Here is a 17,773-nt window from a genome sequence, read left to right as displayed (position 1 = left end):
GCAGTTCCCCCGCCCTAGGACTGTTCGGTCCGCAAGATCGGGATAACTACTCGTCTTCGTCGTTGGTGGTGGGGGTGCAGTCCCAGGACACGATCAGCGGACGCTGCTCAGCCCGCTGCCCGGAGACCCGGGTGGCCAGGTAGCGCTTGTACATCTCCTCGTCCACGGTGCCCTCGGCGTCGGCGAACCACACCCTGGGGAGGTTGCCGTAGCGCTCGTGGTACACCTCCAGCCACGACGGCGTCCCCTGTCCGGCGTCAGCCCGGTGCCCGACGAGCCGACCGACCGCCTCCAGGCACAGGGCCTCGTATTCGCGGCTGCCCAACAGCCGGTGCCACTCGGCGTCGATGTAGGCGGAGAACATCTCCGGTGCCTTCTCCGCCGTCTCCATGACGGTGAAGAACCGCGCCAGTTCCGTGCGTGCGGCCTCCCGGCTCACCTCTTGGACGCCGCAGCGCTGTTCGATAACGGCCATAAACGTCACCTTCCGTGTTTCTCTGGCCGTGGATGATTACGTCCACGACGGTAGAAGCAGCGGAGGAGTGGCCTCAACGAGTGTGCACGAGTGTGCAGAAACTCAGCCGCCCAAGATGTCGAGAGCGTTGACGACTATTTCGCGCGCCCGTTTTCCGTGGACCGCCATCCGCGAAAGCAATCCGAAGGTCTGGTCGTACATGGCGATCTCCCGGGGAGTCGTGCCCCGTAGCCAACCAGAGACGAACTCTACGTTGACCTGTACCTCATCGAACATAAAGAACATTTCGACCGGGCGGAGCAGTGACCGGTCGGCGTCCAGCGGAATGATCCCCAGGCTCACAGAGGGAAGTGACATGACGCTCAGAAGATGGCGGAGCTGTGTTTCAAGGACGGCGGGACCACCGATCCGGTAACGCAGCACCGACTCTTCCAGCAGGATCGCGAATCGGTGCTCCCCCTTGTACAGGACGTCTTGTTTGGCGAGGCGGACCGCTGTCGCCTGGTCAACGTCGTCAAGCAGTTTCCGGCGGCGTCGTGTCGCATCGAGAAGGGCACGTATATAGCCTTCGGTTTGCAGCGGACCGGGAATCAGCCAGGACGAGTAGATCCTGATCCTTCGAGTCCGCTCCCACAGCGGAAGCACTGCCTCTTGGACGTGGCGCAGTCCGGTACGTTCCAGTCGCCGCCACTCGGTCCACATCGTGTCCACAGCGACCAGAGAAGACACCAGCTCCGCTGCCTGGTCCTCCGCACCGCACAGGCGACACCAGGTCCTGATGTCCTCGGCAGAGGGCATCGTGGCCGAGTGTTCCAGTTTGGAAACCTTGGTGCGGTGCCATCCAGCCGCCGCGGCCAGAGCACTGGCGGTAAGCCCAGCTTCCACCCGGATTTCTCGCAGTCTGACCGCGAGTGCCTGCCGGGCCTGTTGCAGCATTGAGGAGGTGGACACACCCCCAGGCTAGAAGAAGGACGAAGGCTTGATCACACGCGATAGTCCGCGTGGTCGATCCCGCGCTGCCACACGGACTCGAACGCTGTGGCGCACAGTTCGACGACCGCCCGGTCCGCGGAGATCTCCTTGCCTTCCGGGGAGAGCTCGCCGTCACCGGTGAAGTGGTTCCACAGCACCAGCCGTCCGTCGAACAGCCAGAAGTCGTTCCCTGGAAGGGCCAGGTCGGAGGCACGGCGGCGGGGCAGCCAGCGCACCTGTTCTCCCGCAGCGATGTTCTGGTAGGTGATGTCGTATTCGAAGCGGATGTACTCGCTCACCGGTTCGGAGACGATCCGAGCCCGACGGACCACCACGCCTCGTTCGACGGCTGAGGCGACGACGTCATGCCACGGTCGCCACCACTGCTCCCGGTCGGTGGGGTCGGGATGGTGACCGCTCTGCCAGGCGATGAATTTCGGGTCCGAACGCATGTAGCCGTCGCGCATCTCCAGATGCACCGCCGATCGTTCGGCTTTCTCCAGCAGCTCAGCGGGGGTCGGAACCGGCGAACCCACCGTCAGCCACCTCCCGGAGCAGGTTCACCATGTCTGCGGGAAAACGGATGACCGTCTCATTCTCGGGTATTTCCGAACGCTCGGAGGTCTCCAATAGTTCCGCTATCTCTTCCTGATCGTCGATCTTCCATCCTTGCAGGATCACATCACCTGTCTCTTCATCCATCCACAGGGCCGGAGAGTCACCGTCCGGTGAACGGTTCCATTTCCCGATAAACCTGAAGGCCAACGAGTTCTCCTTCATCTCACGAAGAGCCGGGTTGGTCACTGACTCTCGTACTTCAGAACGGCCCTGTCAAGCGCACTCGGTTCCAGGACCGCCGCTGCCTCGCCCGCAGCAAGTCCGGGGCCGAGTGCGCCACCAGACCCCCTCTTCCAAGGAATCAACTCTTTCGGTTCGGGGAGGACCGGATTTTTCTCTGCCCGTACGGCTGTCCTCTTTTCGGGTTCCCGGAAAGAGGACAGCCGGTTCCCGGGTCAGCCGAGGTGGCCGAGGAGGGTGCCGAGGTGGTGGGCGAGGGCTCCGGCGGCCACGGCCAGGGCGTAGCCGAGGGCGTCCAGGACCGGGGCGGGGACGGGCACGCGGAGGCGGCGACGCCGGCGGGGGCCTGGGCGGGGACGGCCGAGGAGCAGGGCGGCGGCGACGGTCAGGCGGGAGTACTCGGTGGGCGGATAGATGCTCATGTCCTGTCTTCCGGCCGGTCGCTCGATCTCCGCTTCGCGGAGCGGGATGTCTGGTCGTCAGGTGCACCGGAGTGCCGCTGCCACGGCGGTTCTGAACCCGACCGTGGCAGCGCTGTCACTTTCGTGAGTGTTCGAAGCCGTACTCGCGGAGTATCCGACCGGTCCGCGCGTCCGCCCACGCCTGGGCCAGGAAGTCCAGCGCGTCGTCGGGCAGCGCGTCCGGGTCCGCCCAGACGAGTTCGCTGCACTTGTGCGGTTCCCGGATCCGCGGCTCGCCGTCCCACTCCGACGCGGTGAAGAAGAGATCCACCCTCGGTTCCAGGGAGCGTCGAAACATCGTCCCGCACGCCCTCAGCCGTCCCGGGTCCAGGATGATCCCCACCTCCTCGGCGACCTCCCGCACCGCGCACCCGGTGGGTGTCTCCCCGAGGTCGACGTGGCCCGCAGGCAGGCCGAGTTGGCCGTCGGCGTACCCGCTGCCTGCCCGGCGCATCAACAGCACCCGACCGTGCCTGTCGAGGAGGAAGACGTGCACGGCCAGCGGGTAGCGGTCGTGCTTGGTGTCGAACACGTACTCGGGGCGGGGCAACTCGGGGCTCCAAACCTTCGGTTCTCTATCACGGGCAGCATGGCTGCCGTGCCGGTACGAGGTCACCTGTTCTGTGCTTCCCGATAGGTGTTCAGCACGGCTTTCACCTCGTCGGTCACGGGCGGGTCGTCGGTGAGGGGCGTCCAGGTGTGGCCGTCGTGCTCCTGGAGTGTCACGGGTTCGGGTGTGGCCACGTCCACCGCGAAGGTGAACTGTCGGCTTCTCTTCCCGCTGCCGGAGACGTAGTCGAAGCTGCCGAGGTAGCCACCGACGGCGGTCACGTCCAGGCCGGTCTCCTCGGCGACCTCCCGAACCAGCGCGGCGTCCAGTGCCTCCCCCGCTTCGACCTTGCCGCTCGGCAACTCGAAGATCCCACCCATGAAGTCGTCCCGGGGTCGCTGAAGCAGCAGCACCTTCCCGCCGTGCTGTACGACAGCGCCGACGATGAACTGTTGCACACCGTTTCGGTCGGCCTCGGCGGTGAGATCGGCAAGCAGGGAAGAAAGGTCCATGCTTTTCCTCGTTCCAGCGGGTCGCGGTGGTTCTCAGTCACTCGGTTCTTGGCCTCCGGAAGCCTTCGGGCGGGTGCTCCGGTCCGCCACCGTATCCGGAAGGCGGCGGCTCGGGCCGGTGAAACAGCGAAAGTGAATTGAGCGGACGCGTCGATCCTGACCGGTTCCTTCGCGGCGGCCCTCGGCCGGGGCCGTGGACCGGTGAGTGTCACCGCTGGGTGTCCGGCCGCGTCGCCTCCCGGAGTTCTCTTTCTGTCTGTCGGGTCGCCGGATGGTCCTCCCCGAGGACCGACCGCCGGATATCGAGGATCGCGGCCAGTTCGTTCCGCGCCTCCGCGGCCTGTCCCACGCCGAGCAGTGCGAGAGCCAGTCCGTGTCGGATGATCAGCGTGTTCGGATGGTCTGCGCCGTAGACCCGGTCTGCGACGGCCGCCACCTCCCGGTACTCCTCCAGTGCGGCTTGGAAGGCTCCCCGTTCCCGCAGGGTCTCCGCGAGTTCGTAGCGGAGGTCCAGGGTGGTGAGGTCGGTCGCCGGGAAGGCAGAGAGTCGAGTGGTGAGGGCTTCCCGGTAGAGGACTTCGGCTTCGGCGTACCGCTGCCGGTCACGCAGGGTGCGGGCCAGGTTGTACATGGCTGCCAGGGTGTCGGGGTGGTGGTCGCCCAGGACTCTGCGCGCCATTCGGCTGATGTCCGCGAACTCGGTTTGGGCTGTCACGGAATCGCCCCGTTCACGAATCGTGCGAGCCAGGTTGACGCGGATGCTCAGGGTTTCCGGGTGCTCGTCGCCGAGCACCCGCCGCGCGGTCTCCAGTACCGCCCGGAACTCCTTCTCCGCCGCCGCGCTGTGGCCTCTCTCCCGCATGGAGCGGGCCAGCCTGTTGCGTACCCGGAGTGTTGCGGGGTCTTCGGGGCCGAAGACGGAGCTGACCGCGGCGTGGATGGTCGACAGGTCGCCGGTGGAGCGCTCGTAGCGTCCGGCCATGTACTGGTACCAGGCGGCTCCCAGCGCTGGACGCAGCGCCCGGGCCACTCGGTCGCGGTCCGGCGTCGGCGCCCCGGCCGCCGAGGACAGCGCCGCCAGCGCGTGTTCGGCGAGAAGTTCCCACCGGGGCCAGTCGCGGGTGTCCTCCGGGTCAAGGCCGGTGCTCACGGCTTCGAGAAGGTTGAGAAACAGGTCCCGGCAGTTCTCGAACATTCCCGAACGTTTCAGGTTGCCCCGGGTCACGGCGCGGACCAGGGGGTGCAGGGTGACCGTGCGGCCCCATTCGTCTTCGATTCCGTCAGCGGTCTCGAAGGCGATCAGGCCGAGTCCCGCCAGCGCCCGCAGCGAACCGCCGAGCCGCCCGTGGGAGACGCCCGCGAAGAGTTCGTGCCGTCCGAGGATTCTGAGGTCGAGGAACGGTCGGTACGGAAGGGGAGTCGCGGCCGAACACGCCAGCAGTCGGAGCAGCGGACGCGCGAACTCATGTCCCTGGGCGGTGAGGAGGTCGAGGGAGATCTCCCAGGTCGTCGACAGCACGCGCCGGTCACGGTCACCGGAGGGCGGGGCTTCGTCCAGGGGCAGCGCGGTCAGCCTCTGTTCGAAGAATGCCCGGTAGTCCGCGAAGGAGGTGATCGCGTCCGGTGGCGGGAACGGGTCGGTGGCGGCCGAGGCCAGGTATCGTCCCGCCAGTTCCAGAGCGAGCGGGACTCCTCCCAGGGCGGCGGCCAGTGCCCGTGCGTCCCCGTGCGTCCCGCCTTCGGGCGCCAGGTCGAGGAGTACCTGCGCCCCGTCGTCAGGGGTGAGTGATTCCACGGGCAGCATCGTCGTCCAGGAAGGCCATCGGTTTCTTCGGCCGTCGCGGCTGGTGACCAGGACTGAGCCCTGCTGCCCGGTGGGGCGCAGCCATCCCGTTCCCGCTGTGAGGGTTCCGCCGTCCACGGACAGGACGTCCGGGTCGTCGACGTTGTCGAGCACCACCAGCCAGGGGCCGCCGTACGAGTCCAGATTGTTCCAGAGGACGTCGGCGGGATGGGCGTGGTCGAACTCGGTGTCGGCCGCTCCGGCGGCAAAGGCCAGGGCGTGCAGTGCGGCGGTCAGGACCGTTGTGCTGCTTCCGTTGAGCCACCAGACCCGCGTTCCCCGTCCTGCCGCCCGGTGGGCGAGTTCCAAAGCGAGGGTGGTCTTGCCGACGCCGCCGATTCCGTGCAGCACCACGGTGGAGGTTGCCTGTGCCTCCGCCTCGCGGGCACGGACGAGTTGTTCCTCCGCCAGGCGGAGTGTTTCGGTGCGGCCTCGGAGGAAGGCTGGCGGTATGCGGCGCTGCGGCAGCGCGATCGGTGGAGCCGCCGATGCCACGGACTTGGCCTGAAGCGCGCCGATGAATGTGTTGACCTGCACCCCAGAGTGCTGGGCCGCCTGTTGGGCGGAGTTCAGCGCCTGCGCGACCTGCTGTCCGTCCATGGTTGCGTCCAGCGGTGGGTCACCGCCGCGGGTCGCGGGTGAAGGTGTTGGTCTGGGTGCCGCTGTACTGCACGGCCTGCTGGGCCTGGCCCTCGGCGTGGGCGTGCTGGTTCCCGGTGGCGAACTGCGTTCCGATGTTCGGGGTGAGTTCCCTGATCAGCCCCAGGAGTTCCTCGGCGACCCGGAAGTCCTCGGTCATCGCTTCCCTGAGCAGATCCCGGAGACGTTCCCGCTGCGCCGAGAGGTCCCCTTCCGGGTTGCGGACGACCTCTTCGTGGACCTCGTCGATCACGGTGGTGCGTTCCGCCTCCTTCTCCGGGGTACTGCGGCTGAGGATGCGCGACACCCTGTCCCGTACGGCGCTCCAGGTGTCGCCGACCATCGCCGTGACCAGGGTGGTGGCTCCGGCGGTGGAGACTGAACCGATCACTTCCACGAGTTCGGCGGACATGCACTCTTCCAGGGGATGACGGGGGCCTGTCGGTTCGGGGCGAAAGCGGTGCGTTTCACCGTTTTCGCCAGGAGGCGTAGATCGGGCTGTCCAGCAGCGGGGCCGACCGGTTGATCAGTTCGTCGGAGAGCGCGACGTACCGGGCGACGAGTTCGGGGTCCTCCACCAGGCGCGCCTCGCGCAGCCTCGCCGTGTCCTCGTCGTAGAGGAGCGCGACGACCCGCCGGTCGTCGAACAGGACGTAGTCGGAGACTCCCGTCTGCGCGAGCAGGTCGGCGATGTCGGCGGAGTCGACCAGGCGGATGTCCTCGCCGCACTCCGCGTCGGCCAGGTAGGCGGCCATCTCGTAGTGGGCCAGGTAGGGGCTGAGCGGCAGGTCGCAGATCCGGACTCGGACCATCGAGATGCCCCGTTCCCGCACCAGCGAGTAGAACTCGGTCTGGCTTTTGACCATCTCCCGGACGAGCCGCTGGGCTTCGGCGTGGTCGCCGCGCCGGAAGGCCAGGTAGCCCTCGAAGGGCGACTCGTCGTACTCCTGGAGGCGTTCCACCTTCACCCACCGGGTGCGCAGTTCGTTGAAGAGCGCACCGAACTCCTCGACACGGCCGTCGGCGACGGTCAGGCGGGAGTACTCGGCGGGCGGGTAGATGCTCATGTCCTGCCTTCCGCTGGTTTCTCTGGTGGTCTGTTCGGTCACGGTCCGGTGGGGTCGTCTCGTCGGGGAACCGCGCGGGGACGGGGCAACGGATTATTCGAGGGGAATGTTCTCACGAGCTTTCACGAGGACACTGCGAGGCAGGACAACAATCGCCTCTCCCGGGTCGACGAAGGCATCGGGGGGAAGGTGGGGCAGGAGTTGTGCGGTGCGTTCGAAGCCGATCACCGCGAAGTCGCCGGAGTCGAGTTCCCATATGTCAGGACAGCTGTTCACCGCGGCGCTCTCGCCACCTTCGTGCGGGGGAGGACCGATACGGCGTTTGAACATCGCTTCTCCCAGCGGGATCGTGGACGGGCAACGATTGACAGTCTCCCAGAGCGGGACATGTCTGTGAAGTCCGTTGCGCACCTCAGAGAAAACACCGATCACTCTTCTGGTGATCAGCACATTCACGAGGAAAATGCATCTGGTACGGCAACCGGGCTGACACCATCGGAACGCGAATCCTCTCCCAAAAATCTCACTTTTCGAGGCGTTGGCATCCCGGGAGAAGGGTGGTGGTAGCGCACTGGTCGACGTGAAGAGGACGGGACGCCTCTCCGGTATGGCACGGGACAGCCCGCGTCTCTTCGACTGTCAGCTGTCGCCGCTAGGATCCGCTCATGCTCGATTCAGAAGCCGGCTTCGTCTACGTCCTGACCCACCCCCGTTTTCCCGAATTAGTCAAGATCGGCTTCACCTCGCGTCTTGTCGAGGAACGGATCGCTGATCTGAGCACAGCCGTTCCCGAGGATTTCACCATTGCTCTTCGCCTCACGACCCTCAACGCGCGCACGGTGGAGCGGTACACACATGAACTGCTCGGCGAGCACCGGTTCCGAAAGGACAAGGAGTTCTTCGAAGTCACCGAGGAACAGGCCTGCGCTGCAGTACACACAGCGGCCGAAGCTGTCAATGGAATTCGCGCCTGGGCTTCGGAGAAACTGCACCGCCTGCGAGCCAAGCACCGGGTTTTCCTTCCGCTACGGGCGGGCCAACACTTCGTGTGGTTGCGCTACACCGATCCGCTCGCTCTGCTCGCAGGTGGCCCGCCGTCCGTTGTCGACATCTGGGAGGTCCATTCCGAGGGGGACGTCCTCGAACTCCATGGAGCTTCTTCGGCGAAGCACGTAGCGGGGTTCAGCGACGACGATCCGAACTCCTGCGATGACCCGGTGCCCTATCTGAACCGAACGGGAACTGCACCCAACGGTGATCTCCTGAGCCGGGAGCGTCTGCTCGCCGGGGACCGACTGGTCTGGCTCTCCGTCGACGAACAGACTGAGGAGTGCACGTCCGCTGTATTCGAGGTGGCTCACTACTGCCAGGCCGTCTACCGGACGTGGAACCCCCAGTCCTCGCCAGAAGGTTTTCCTCTTTTCCCCACCGACACCCTTTCGTTTCCCTCTCTCCCGGCTCAGGAACGTCTCCGGGAAATCCTGAATTTCGGCCCCCCTCGGAGCTGGTCCGAAGAGTCTCTTCACGATTCCCTGTCTTCACGGTTCGGCATCGAACCGCAACCACCGGCCCACTGGCTCCCCCCGTTGGGGGACCGCAGGGGCAGGTCGCGGCGGCGGTCCGGGCCTTCTTCTCCCACCACGTGACCATGTCCCCAGTGCCGTTTTCGGTGCTTCGCATGGCACTGGGGACATGATCGCCGGTACGGGTTCAGGTGAGGTGGCCGAGGAGGGTGCCGAGGTGGTGGGCGAGGGCTCCGGCGGCCACGGCCAGGGCGTAGCCGAGGGTGTCCAGGACCGGGGCGGGGACGGGCACGCGGAGGCGGCGACGCCGACGGGTGCCCGGGCGGGGACGCGCCGGGACTTCGGGGAACTCCACGCGGGTGGGGGTGGCGCGCATCCAGGCGGGCAGTTCGCCGTGGGTGAGGCGGTGGGCCACCCACGGGTGGTCGCGCATCTGCTCCAGCAGGGCCTGCTCCCGGGCGAGGCGTGCGGCCTCGGTGTTCCGCCGCGCGGGCGGCGGGGCCGGGGCGTGGGAGAAGCGGCGGCCGTGCGGGGTGCCCAGGACGCTGCGCACGCGGGGTGTGAGGGCGCGGCTCATCGGGCCGCCTCGGTTCGGACGGGGCCGAACTCGGCCCACACGACGGTGCCGAGGTGGGCGCAGCCGGGGAAGGCCACCACCGGCCGGGTGCCCCACGCGGCGGCCAGGGCACTGATGAGCAGCAGGCCGCGCCCGGTCTCGGCCGTGGCCCACTCCTCGGCAGTGCGCTCGACGGGGATGCGGGGCGCGGTGTCGGGGGCGCCGTCGTCGACGACGGCCAGCCGCAGCCGGTCGGGGGCGGGCCGGGTGAGGGCGCGCACCACCCGGCCGCCCGCCCGGCCGGAGCGGGTGTGGGCGACGGCGTTGGCGAAGGCTTCGCTGGCGCACAGCTCGACGGCGTCGACCAGGTCGGCGCCCAGGCCGGGCAGGGCGGCGAGGTCGGCGCGGAGCTCGGCGCGCACGCGGGCGGCGTGCGCGAGGTCGCCGGGGTAGATCCGGCACGGCCACGCCCACGTCACGGCAGGCGGGAACGGCGGGGTGTGCGGCATCATGGACATGTCGGCAACTCCTTTGCTTGAGAGGGTGGGTTGCTGGCCGTGCTCCGGGGGTGTTGGCTCACCCGCCGGAGCTTTGCCGTGTGCGGGTGCGGGACTCAGCGTGCGGGTTCGCGGTCGCGGCCGGCGGCCGGGACGGGCGCGGGGGCGGTCCCGGCGGTGAGGGCGCGGCGCGGCCGGTCCTCGCCCGCGCTGGCGGCGGCGTCGGCCAGCAGCGCCAGGGAGGCGTCGGCGGACAGGGCCGCGCCCTGGAGGGTGGCGAACAGGTCGGCGTAGCCCTTGACGTGGGTGGCGTTGGTGACCAGGTGGCCGCTGCCGCGCGGGTGCGGCAGGTAGGCCAGCGCGTGGCGGGGCGAGTACGACAGCGTCCAGAACGCACCGCGCAGCCCTGGGTGCTGGCGGGTGCCGCTGGGGATGACGTGCACGGTGACGTGGCGGGCTTGGGCCAGGTCGTGCAGGTGGGCCAGTTGCGCGCGCATCACCTCGGGCGTGCCGACCACGCGGTGCAGCGCGGTCTCGTCCACCACCAGGCAGTGGTACGGCGGGCCGGAGCAGGTCGCCATCAGGCGGCGCGAGTGCGGCCGGTCGGCGACCACGTAGTGCGGTTCCAGGGGGCGTTCGGCGGCGTCCAGGGCGCGGGTGAACTCGGCGGTCTGGAAGTGCTCGGGGACGACGAGCGGCGCGTAGGCGCGGATCTGGAACGCCTCAGACCACAGCCCGTCGATGTCTGATCCGCTGCTCAGTCGGTCGCTGATGTGGGCGTGCGCCCAGGCGTCCAGCAGCACTCCCCCGGCTTCGAACTCCCGGTCCAGGATCTCCACGATCCGCCGCCCCGGGTCCATGCGCCCGGCCTCCACCTCCTCCAGCACGTAGACACTGCTGACCGCGGTCTCGGCGAGGTCGTCGAGCAGTCGTCCGGTCCTCTCCCGGGCGGCACGCAGACGGGCGCCGAAGCGCAGCCAGGGGGAATCCCGCTTCTCTTCAGTCGCGCCCGTGTCGCGTTGGCTGGCGTATGCCATCCGACCTCCTCATTGGATTGGTGGTGTACGGGTGTCGCTCCTGGCGGCAGAAGCGAACCGCTCTCTGCCGGATCCAGAAGCCAAGCAAGCATGTTTGTATACACAAATTAGAGCACAGGGGCCACCGAGACGCAATGATCTTGTATACAAACATCCTTGCTTGTAGGGTGAAGGCATGAACGACGAGACGACAGACGCCCGCCCACTCCAGGTCCGCATCGCTGACGACCTGCGCGGTCAGATCAAGCGGGGCGACCTGGCGCCGGGTGACAAGCTGCCCACACTCCAGGCTCTCGCCGACCGGTACGGCGTGAGCATGATCGTGGCTCGTCGCGCCGTCGAACTACTACGCCAGGAAGGTCTGCTGACCAGTCGCAAAGGCAGCGGCAACTATGTGAGGGAGCGCAAACAGGTGAAACGCTACGGCATCCACCGGTACAGCAGGTCAGTTTGGGCCGGTTCCACGCCGCAGGCCATCCTCCGCGCCGAGGGGGCCGAGCAGGGCAAGACCGTAGGCCAGAAGGCGGAGACCACCCAGGTTCCCGCTCCGGCGTTCGTCGCCGAACGGCTGCCCGATGTGAGCGAGGGCGAACTGGTCTATGTGCGCAGACGGGTGACGACCCTTGACGGCGTGATCAACCAGTCGGCCGACAGCTACTTCAGCCTCGCCACCGGGGAACGCTCTCCTGCTGTGATCACTGGAGAAGGCCCTGGCGGACACATCGCACGCATCAACGCGATCAGCCCGGTCCTGGAGATCCAGGAGGAGATCGCCACGCGGATGCCCACCGGCCCCGAGGCGGCCAGACTCCAGATCCCGCCGGGAACGCCGATCTTCGAGGTGATCCGCACCTACCACACCGAACAGGGACCGCTGGACGTCACCCACTTCCTGATCAGAGGCGACATGGCCGTGTTCGACTACAAGTTCCCAGTGCCCGACTAGAACCACTGGAGAGGAGCGAACCCGGCACGGCCGATGTGTTCCCACCGGCCAGTCGGCACGCAAGCAGTTGCAGCGGAACCCACGGAGAGCGCGCCGAGGCCGCCGTTCGGGCCGTCGGGACGGCGATTCGCGAACCAAGCACCGGGACCTCGGCGCGCTGGTGTTCCCTGCCGACGAATGGCAGGCATTCCTCAACGCGGTGAAAAGACGCGGCCTCTGACACCCCCACCACGCGGCAGGCTGGGGTGGTCGCGCCGCGGTGTTCTGCCACCCGCGCCTTCTAACCCCTCCCCAGCCCGAGGAAAGGACAAGGTTGCCGGGCCTCCCGGCCGAAGCAAGCCTGTCGGTCAACCGGGGACAACTGCCACACACCCGGTCTGCTCCGGCCAGGAGGCCCGGCAACCTTGAGGTGGGCACAGGGCTAGTGAGGGATTGTCCCCTTCCCCACCGCTCTAGGCCACACCTTTTACACTCAGGGTCATCTTCCCCATGCTCCGGGTACAAGTCCGAGTGGAGGACACCGACTCGCGGTCGCTGACACCCATCACACGCGGCCACCGGAGACGGAAGGACTGACGTGCACCCCACTCCCAAGGCCAGTTGGTTCAAGTCCAGCCACAGTGCCGCACACGGAGACTGTGTCGAGGTAACCCACTTCCCGGCTTCGTTCCGGAAGTCCAGTTACAGCGCAACTGAAAGTCACTGCGTCGAGGTCGCGCACATCCCCACCCCGTTCCGCAAGTCTTCTCACAGTGGGACGTCTTCGAACTGCGTCGAGGTAGCCCATATTCCTGCCGCGTTCCGCAAGTCCTCACACAGCGCTGATCAGACCGCCTGCGTCGAGGTCGCCGACTGGGCGACCGGTGCGGCGATCCGTGACACCAAGCACCGGGACCTCGGCGCGCTGGTGTTCCCCGCCGACGAGTGGCAGGCGTTCCTCAACGCGGTGAAAAGACGCGACCTCTGACACCCCCACCACGTGGCAGGCTGGGGTGGTCGCGCCGCGGTGTTCTGCCACCCGCGCCTTCCAACCCCTCCCCGACCCGAGGAAAGGACAAGGTTGCCGGGCCTCCCGGCTGAAGCAGACCGGGTGTGTGGCAGCTGTCCCCGGTCGGCCGACAGGCTTGCTTCGGCCGGGAGGCCCGGCAACCTTGAGGTGGGCACAGGGCCGGTGAGGGATTAGCCCCTCCCCCACCACTGGGGGACGCGGTCTTTTCCCTGAGCTCAGGCCCGTGCGCCGAGGATGACCCCAGGGACAAGATCACTGCGGTTTTCAGGCCGGATCGTGGCGCGGACCGTGACCAGGGGGCGGGGCGAGGGTGGACGTGAAGTTCTCGCCGTCGATCAGCGGGGTGTCGAGGGAGACCCCGGCGTCGGCCATCCGGTCGTAGACCTCCAGGATCAGGTCCTTGGTGCGGTAGGTGCCGTACTTCTCTTCGTCCTTGCGCTTGACGATGGGGAACGTCTCCATGATGTAGTCCACGTCGTCGCGCTTGATTCCGTAGAGGTGGAAGAAGAGCGCGTCCAACTCAGCGCGGATGATCGCACGGCGTTCCTCGTCCCAGCGGAAGGGAGGGCCGTCGTCGCCCAGATCTCGAGCGAAGGGGGTCATGTCGTGGGCGGTGTAGGTGAGTTCGAGAACGCGGGGGACAATCCACTCCTCTATCCGTTTGCCAGTTTCCTGGACAGATTCCCCATCGAGGGGCAGGAATGGAACAGGGAGCTGGTACAAGTAGCCGTAAGTAAGATGGGTGCCAGCCATCTTCTGACGAGTAATGTAGTCAAAGACGAATGATACGAAGCAGGAGTACAGAAATACCGCCGTCCGAACACCGCTCGGAAAGACAATCGGGTTTGTGTGCCCCACAGCCGCGCGAGGTATGAACGAACTGATCACAGTTCGCTCATCAGAAGAACGAGCAATATCTCTCCACCCCAGCAACCATTCGCGTTGCCACCGCTTCTCATCAAGCCGCGAGCGGACCCCGGGGTAGTAGGTCGGCTTCCCCTTGCCGTCTTTCTTCCCGGTCGGCACGTCGAACTCGGGAACCCAGTACCTCGGCATCACCAGGAAGTTCGGGTCGTCGTGCTGCTCCGGGGTCAGCCTGGGCAGCGTGCCCATGTTGGCCTGGGCCTCGGTCTGCCCTTCGTAGGTGCCCAGCCGGTGGTCGAAGTGGTGCAGCATCTTCGCCTCGTACAGCGGCAGCATGCGCTTGCCGTCGCGCTCGTAGACGTTGCCGCGCAGCTCCCAGCCTTCGGCCTCCAACTGTTCAGCGGTCCGGAACAGGTGCGAGTCGTTGGCCATGTGGAACATGGCCATGAACGAGATCCCCCAGGGGTTGCCGTCGGGGTCGTTCTCCCGGACCAGTACGGGGACCCGCTTGTAGATCCCGGTGGTGATCTCGGCGTCGCGGCGGGAGCGGAACACCGGGAGGGTGCCGGTGTTCGGGTTGACCAGCAGGATCTCCTCGGGCGGCATGGCGAAGCGGCGCTTGGGCAGGTCCTCCATGTAGCGGGTGCTGAAGGCGAACTCGGCTCTGTCCGCCCTGCGTCCCGGACCGGCGGCGGTGAGCAGGCAGAACCGCACGCGGTGGTCCACATCCCTGCTGAGTAGGAACGCCTCGTTCTCGAAGTCGAGGAAAGATGAGAGCCGTCCGGTGCTCACCAGATCAGAGAAGAACGGCGCAGTTGTGGCGTCGGTGGCGATTCCGGTCGGCAGTACCAGGCCGAAGAATCCCCGGCCGGAGATGTTCCTGGAGGCGGTCTCCGCGAAGAGGGCGTAGGTGTTGACGTCTCCCCGTCCCGTCAGCGGGTAGCGGGCGCTGAGTCGCAGGAAGTGGCTCTCCCCCTCGGCTTTGCGCTTGGCCTCCTCGAACTCCCGGTACAGTTCGGCCCGGTCGGGGTCTTTCTTGAGTTCCTCGATGAGTTTCTTGCGCGCCGCGGCGTTCTTCGCCGTGGCGATTTCCGTGTCCCGTTGGGCGAAGAACTCCTGTTCCTGGAGTTTGATGCGCTCCCAGGGCGGGTTTCCCAGGACGCAGTCGAAACCGCCTTTCCAGCCGGTGGTGTCGTCCACTCCCCTGCCGTCGTCGGGGACTGTGAACACGTCCGGGAACTCCAGGTGCCAGTGGAAGAACCGGTACTGCTCGCGCAGTCGGCCGATCTCCTCCAGGGTCGCCTCCGGGGCTCCGTCCTCTCCCGCCTGGGCGAGGCGCAGGAACAGCTCGTGGGTCACCGGACGGGGGGCCTCCTGGGTCTTGTGCCACACGAACGCCGCGCACCAGGCGTCCGCCAGCAACCGGTTGCGGACGTAGTCCTTCGACTGCTGCCACCCGTGGTAGGCGGCTTCCTGGGCGCGGACCTGGCTCAGCGTGTCCGCCTCGGCGTGGACGATCCGGCGGAGGTCCCGTGCCAGGGCGGTGTTGTCGACGGAGACGGTGTCGAAGTCGATGTCGAACAGGCTGCCCTGGCCGCTGCGCTCCTCGCGGTTGGTCTTGGCCAGGAAGCGGGCGTACTTGGGGTCGTCGCCGGTGATCGCCTTGAACGCCTCGTCCGGGATGCCCTTGCGCAGCAGTGCCGGTGTCGCCCCGATGAGCGCGTTGCCGTGTTTGACGTGCGCGTCGAGGAAGCCGAGCGGCCTGCCCGGTTCCAGTGCCTCCAGCCACAGCGACACCTTCGCCAGTTCGACCGCCATCGGGTTGAGGTCGACCCCGTAGATGCACCGGGTGACGACCTCGTGCAGGGCGCGGCGGACCGCCGGGAGGGTCGGTTCCGAGTTGCGTTCGCGTACCGCGGCGACCTTCTTGGCGATGCGGCGGGCCGCGGCGACGAGGAAGTGCCCGGAGCCGCAGGCCGGGTCGCAGACCTTCAGGTCGAGCAGTTCGGCGGCGATGCGGTCGGCCGGGTCGGGTTCTCCCGCAGCCGTGGCCTTGGCCTCGCCGCGTTTGACCGCCTCGTCGACGACCGGGTCGAGGGCGGAGTCGAGCAGGCACTCGATCAGCGAGGACGGCGTGTAGTACGAGCCGGTGGTCTTGCGGGTGTTGCCCGCCAGCTCGACGAGTTCGAAGACGCGCTCCGAGGCGCTGTACTTGGGGACCAGTTCCAGCAGGGACTCGTAGATCGACCCGAGTTCCTCGGCGTCGAGGTTGCGGTAGTCCACGGTGCGCCAGCGGCGCGACTTGGGGTCGCGGACCTGGGCAAGGTGGCGGACGGCGCCGAGCAGCGCCTCGTTGGACAGCTCCAGGCCGTCGAGCACCGTGTCGGCGTCGGTGCGGTCGAACAGGCCGCCGAGGGCGGGCAGCGCCAGTTCGGGCAGGCCGTTCTCGTCGCCGAGGGCGTCCAGGACGAGGCGCAGCGCCCGGTAGCGGTCGCCGTGGGCGGTGCCCCGGCGCCTGCGGGCGTGCCTGCGCAGCCGGGCGGAGGAGAAGTACTTCTCGTACCGCTTCCGGGCCTTCTCGTGCGCCTGCCTCACCTCGGCGGGGGCGTCGTCGGGGACTGGCGGGTGCAGGGCGTCGCGGTCCTCGGCGACGAACAGGAACAGCATCCGGTAGACCAGGCGCAGCAGCGCGGTGTGGAACTCGCGGGCGTCCAGGTTCTCGCGCAGCGCGGTGTTGGCGGGGTGGCGCAGGAAGCCGGTGCCGAGCACGGTGACGGCCTGCTGCACTCCCCTGCGCAGCTGCTCCAGGGCGCGGGTGCCGGAGTCGATGGCGTGGGTGCGCCACTTCTCCAGCCAGCACGCGGAGGGGGCCTCGTCGTCGGCGGTCTCGAAGCGGGTGGCGTGCAGCAGCCGGTACAGCAGCACGAACTCGCTGAACAGTTCGCCGTCGAAGATCGCTTCCAGGTCGAACTCGACGTAGGCGGCGGTGGCCAGGGCGCTGGAGTCGCGCAGCAGCCGCAGCTGCCGTCCGTTGGTGAGCACGGCCCACAGGTGCGCGGAGGTGCGGTTGAGGCACTCCTGCACCAGCGACTGCGGGGGCACGGCGCCCGCACCGGCGGGGCGCCGGTCCAGGTCGGTGTGCCACGCGGTGACGTGGACGGGCACGTGCCGCCAGTGGTGGCTGACCGGGAAGGTCTTGGTGCCGTCGTCGGCGGGGATGCCGGGCGCGGCCACCGCGGCCAGGCGGCCGAAGCCGAGTTCGGCGAAGAGGGGTTCCACCCACTCCCTGACGGCCCGGCCGGTGGGGTCGGACGGCGGCTCGGCGGGCGGGGCGACGGGCAGGTGGGTGCGCAGGTCCTTCCAGAGGCTCTTGAGGTAGTCCCAGTGGCGTTCGGCCTCGTCGCGCACCGAGCGGGAGCCGACCACGCCGTAGTCGGCGGGCGCGCAGCCGGGCACGTCCCTGCCCTCGCTGATGCGGGCCAGCATGTCGGCGGGCAGCAGGCCGCCGACGGTGTGCACGGCGGTGAAGACCTGGTTTCGGGCGATCGCGGACATCAGGCGGCTCCGGCGGAGACGGCGGGGAGGTAGACGTAGACGCCGAGCACGTCGGCGGGTTTCTGCACGGTGACCTTGAGGCCGCGGATGATCTCGCCGGCGGCGCTGCGCACGCGGCGGTGCGACTCGGCGAGTTCGGCGGCCAGTCGCTCACCGTGGGCGTCGAGGTGGCCGGTGGTGGCGGCCAGTCCGGTCAGGGTTCGGGTCATGGTGCGTTCGGCGAAGAGCGGGTCGGTGTTCTCGGTGGCCTCGGCGTCCAGCAGGGCCGTGGCCTGCTCGTGGCCGAGCCATTCGGGGTTGGCGGGGGTGCCGGTGAACGCGAGCAGGCGGGCGTCCTCGGCGACGAGCTGCCGGGTGCCGCTGCGCGAGGGCAGGGTCAGGTGGAAGCGGTAGCGGACCAGCAGCAGCGTGGTGACGCGGGTGACCGCGTCGGTGCGCACCACTCCGCAGCGGCGGGCCGGGCGGGGGC

At 67.8% G+C, this 17,773-nt stretch carries 18 protein-coding genes and 1 pseudogene; 3 read left to right on the top strand and 16 right to left on the bottom strand.

Going from position 1 to position 17,773, the window contains the following annotated elements; translation table 11 throughout:
• Nucleotides 1-46: 46 nt before the first annotated feature.
• The 11 genes from AC529_RS17850 to AC529_RS19785 all read right to left on the bottom strand — a co-directional run bounded on the left by AC529_RS17850 (nt 47) and on the right by AC529_RS19785 (nt 7,773).
• On the bottom strand, nt 47-475 hold the full coding sequence (locus tag AC529_RS17850) for a glycine-rich domain-containing protein (RefSeq protein WP_068758511.1): 429 nt from the start codon (nt 473-475) through the stop codon (nt 47-49).
• 102 nt (nt 476-577) lie between these two features.
• Nucleotides 578-1,426 (bottom strand): DUF5753 domain-containing protein, encoded by an 849-nt coding sequence (locus AC529_RS17845; RefSeq protein ID WP_232306810.1) that lies wholly within the window; start codon nt 1,424-1,426, stop codon nt 578-580.
• A 32-nt stretch (nt 1,427-1,458) separates the two neighbouring features.
• Nucleotides 1,459-1,983 carry a DUF6879 family protein gene (locus tag AC529_RS17840; protein WP_083948408.1) on the bottom strand — a complete coding sequence of 175 codons (525 nt, stop codon included), beginning with the start codon at nt 1,981-1,983 and terminating at the stop codon, nt 1,459-1,461.
• On the bottom strand, nt 1,955-2,251 hold the full coding sequence (locus AC529_RS19795) for a hypothetical protein (protein WP_157080265.1): 297 nt from the start codon (nt 2,249-2,251) through the stop codon (nt 1,955-1,957). The genes AC529_RS17840 and AC529_RS19795 overlap by 29 nt, the downstream gene beginning before the upstream one ends.
• Before the next feature lie 209 nt (nt 2,252-2,460).
• The gene (locus AC529_RS20225) at nt 2,461-2,667 is read right to left on the bottom strand and encodes a hypothetical protein (protein WP_068758509.1); all 207 of its coding nucleotides are present in this window, start codon (nt 2,665-2,667) and stop codon (nt 2,461-2,463) included.
• A 115-nt stretch (nt 2,668-2,782) separates the two neighbouring features.
• Nucleotides 2,783-3,256, bottom strand: a complete 474-nt coding sequence (locus tag AC529_RS17830) for an NUDIX hydrolase (protein WP_068758508.1) — start codon at nt 3,254-3,256, stop codon at nt 2,783-2,785.
• Nucleotides 3,257-3,318: 62 nt separating this feature from the next.
• Nucleotides 3,319-3,768, bottom strand: a complete 450-nt coding sequence (locus tag AC529_RS17825) for an NUDIX domain-containing protein (protein WP_068758507.1) — start codon at nt 3,766-3,768, stop codon at nt 3,319-3,321.
• Between the two features lie 208 nt (nt 3,769-3,976).
• On the bottom strand, nt 3,977-6,211 hold the full coding sequence (locus tag AC529_RS17820; protein ID WP_068758506.1) for a tetratricopeptide repeat protein: 2,235 nt from the start codon (nt 6,209-6,211) through the stop codon (nt 3,977-3,979).
• A gap of 19 nt (nt 6,212-6,230) precedes the next feature.
• Nucleotides 6,231-6,662 (bottom strand): hypothetical protein, encoded by a 432-nt coding sequence (locus AC529_RS17815; RefSeq protein ID WP_068758505.1) that lies wholly within the window; start codon nt 6,660-6,662, stop codon nt 6,231-6,233.
• 55 nt (nt 6,663-6,717) lie between these two features.
• Nucleotides 6,718-7,317: a DUF6879 family protein gene (locus AC529_RS17810; protein WP_068758504.1), complete on the bottom strand. Its 600-nt coding sequence runs from the start codon at nt 7,315-7,317 to the stop codon at nt 6,718-6,720.
• 93 nt (nt 7,318-7,410) lie between these two features.
• Complete coding sequence (locus AC529_RS19785; protein WP_198156476.1) at nt 7,411-7,773, bottom strand: hypothetical protein; 363 nt, start codon at nt 7,771-7,773, stop codon at nt 7,411-7,413.
• 209 nt (nt 7,774-7,982) lie between these two features.
• Here AC529_RS19785 and AC529_RS19780 point away from each other — a divergent pair, with 209 nt between their 5' ends.
• Nucleotides 7,983-8,963, top strand: coding sequence for a GIY-YIG nuclease family protein (locus AC529_RS19780; protein WP_083948401.1), 981 nt, complete (start codon nt 7,983-7,985; stop codon nt 8,961-8,963).
• Between the two features lie 64 nt (nt 8,964-9,027).
• On the opposite strand, the gene AC529_RS17800 is transcribed toward AC529_RS19780, so the two are convergent.
• The 3 genes from AC529_RS17800 to AC529_RS17790 form a co-directional block, all read right to left on the bottom strand.
• Nucleotides 9,028-9,417 carry a hypothetical protein gene (locus AC529_RS17800; protein ID WP_157080264.1) on the bottom strand — a complete coding sequence of 130 codons (390 nt, stop codon included), beginning with the start codon at nt 9,415-9,417 and terminating at the stop codon, nt 9,028-9,030.
• Nucleotides 9,414-9,914, bottom strand: a complete 501-nt coding sequence (locus AC529_RS17795; RefSeq protein WP_068758501.1) for an ATP-binding protein — start codon at nt 9,912-9,914, stop codon at nt 9,414-9,416. Before AC529_RS17795 ends, AC529_RS17800 begins: the two co-directional genes overlap by 4 nt.
• A 95-nt stretch (nt 9,915-10,009) precedes the next feature.
• A complete protein-coding gene (locus AC529_RS17790) occupies nt 10,010-10,930 on the bottom strand; it encodes a helix-turn-helix domain-containing protein (protein WP_157080263.1) in 921 nt (306 codons plus the stop codon).
• A gap of 175 nt (nt 10,931-11,105) precedes the next feature.
• On the opposite strand from AC529_RS17790, the gene AC529_RS17785 reads away from it, so the two are divergent.
• Together AC529_RS17785 and AC529_RS19775 are read left to right on the top strand one after the other, a co-directional pair.
• Nucleotides 11,106-11,876: a GntR family transcriptional regulator gene (locus AC529_RS17785; RefSeq protein WP_068758500.1), complete on the top strand. Its 771-nt coding sequence runs from the start codon at nt 11,106-11,108 to the stop codon at nt 11,874-11,876.
• 577 nt (nt 11,877-12,453) lie between these two features.
• A complete protein-coding gene (locus AC529_RS19775) occupies nt 12,454-12,843 on the top strand; it encodes a DUF397 domain-containing protein (protein WP_083948399.1) in 390 nt (129 codons plus the stop codon).
• Nucleotides 12,844-13,149: 306 nt separating this feature from the next.
• Here AC529_RS19775 and AC529_RS17775 read toward each other — a convergent pair whose 3' ends face one another.
• Together AC529_RS17775 and AC529_RS17770 are read right to left on the bottom strand one after the other, a co-directional pair.
• Nucleotides 13,150-17,304 carry an Eco57I restriction-modification methylase domain-containing protein gene (locus AC529_RS17775; RefSeq protein ID WP_068758499.1) on the bottom strand — a complete coding sequence of 1,385 codons (4,155 nt, stop codon included), beginning with the start codon at nt 17,302-17,304 and terminating at the stop codon, nt 13,150-13,152.
• A pseudogene (locus AC529_RS17770) lies at nt 17,304-17,773 on the bottom strand (helicase); the annotation flags it as partial. The gene AC529_RS17775 and the pseudogene AC529_RS17770, both read right to left, overlap by 1 nt.

It is taken from the genome of Thermobifida cellulosilytica TB100 (assembly GCF_001517975.1).
Classification (GTDB): Bacteria; Actinomycetota; Actinomycetes; order Streptosporangiales; family Streptosporangiaceae; genus Thermobifida; species Thermobifida cellulosilytica.
The sequence above is the reverse complement of the archived record's forward strand: the minus strand, read 5'-3'. Positions and strand labels throughout refer to the sequence as shown.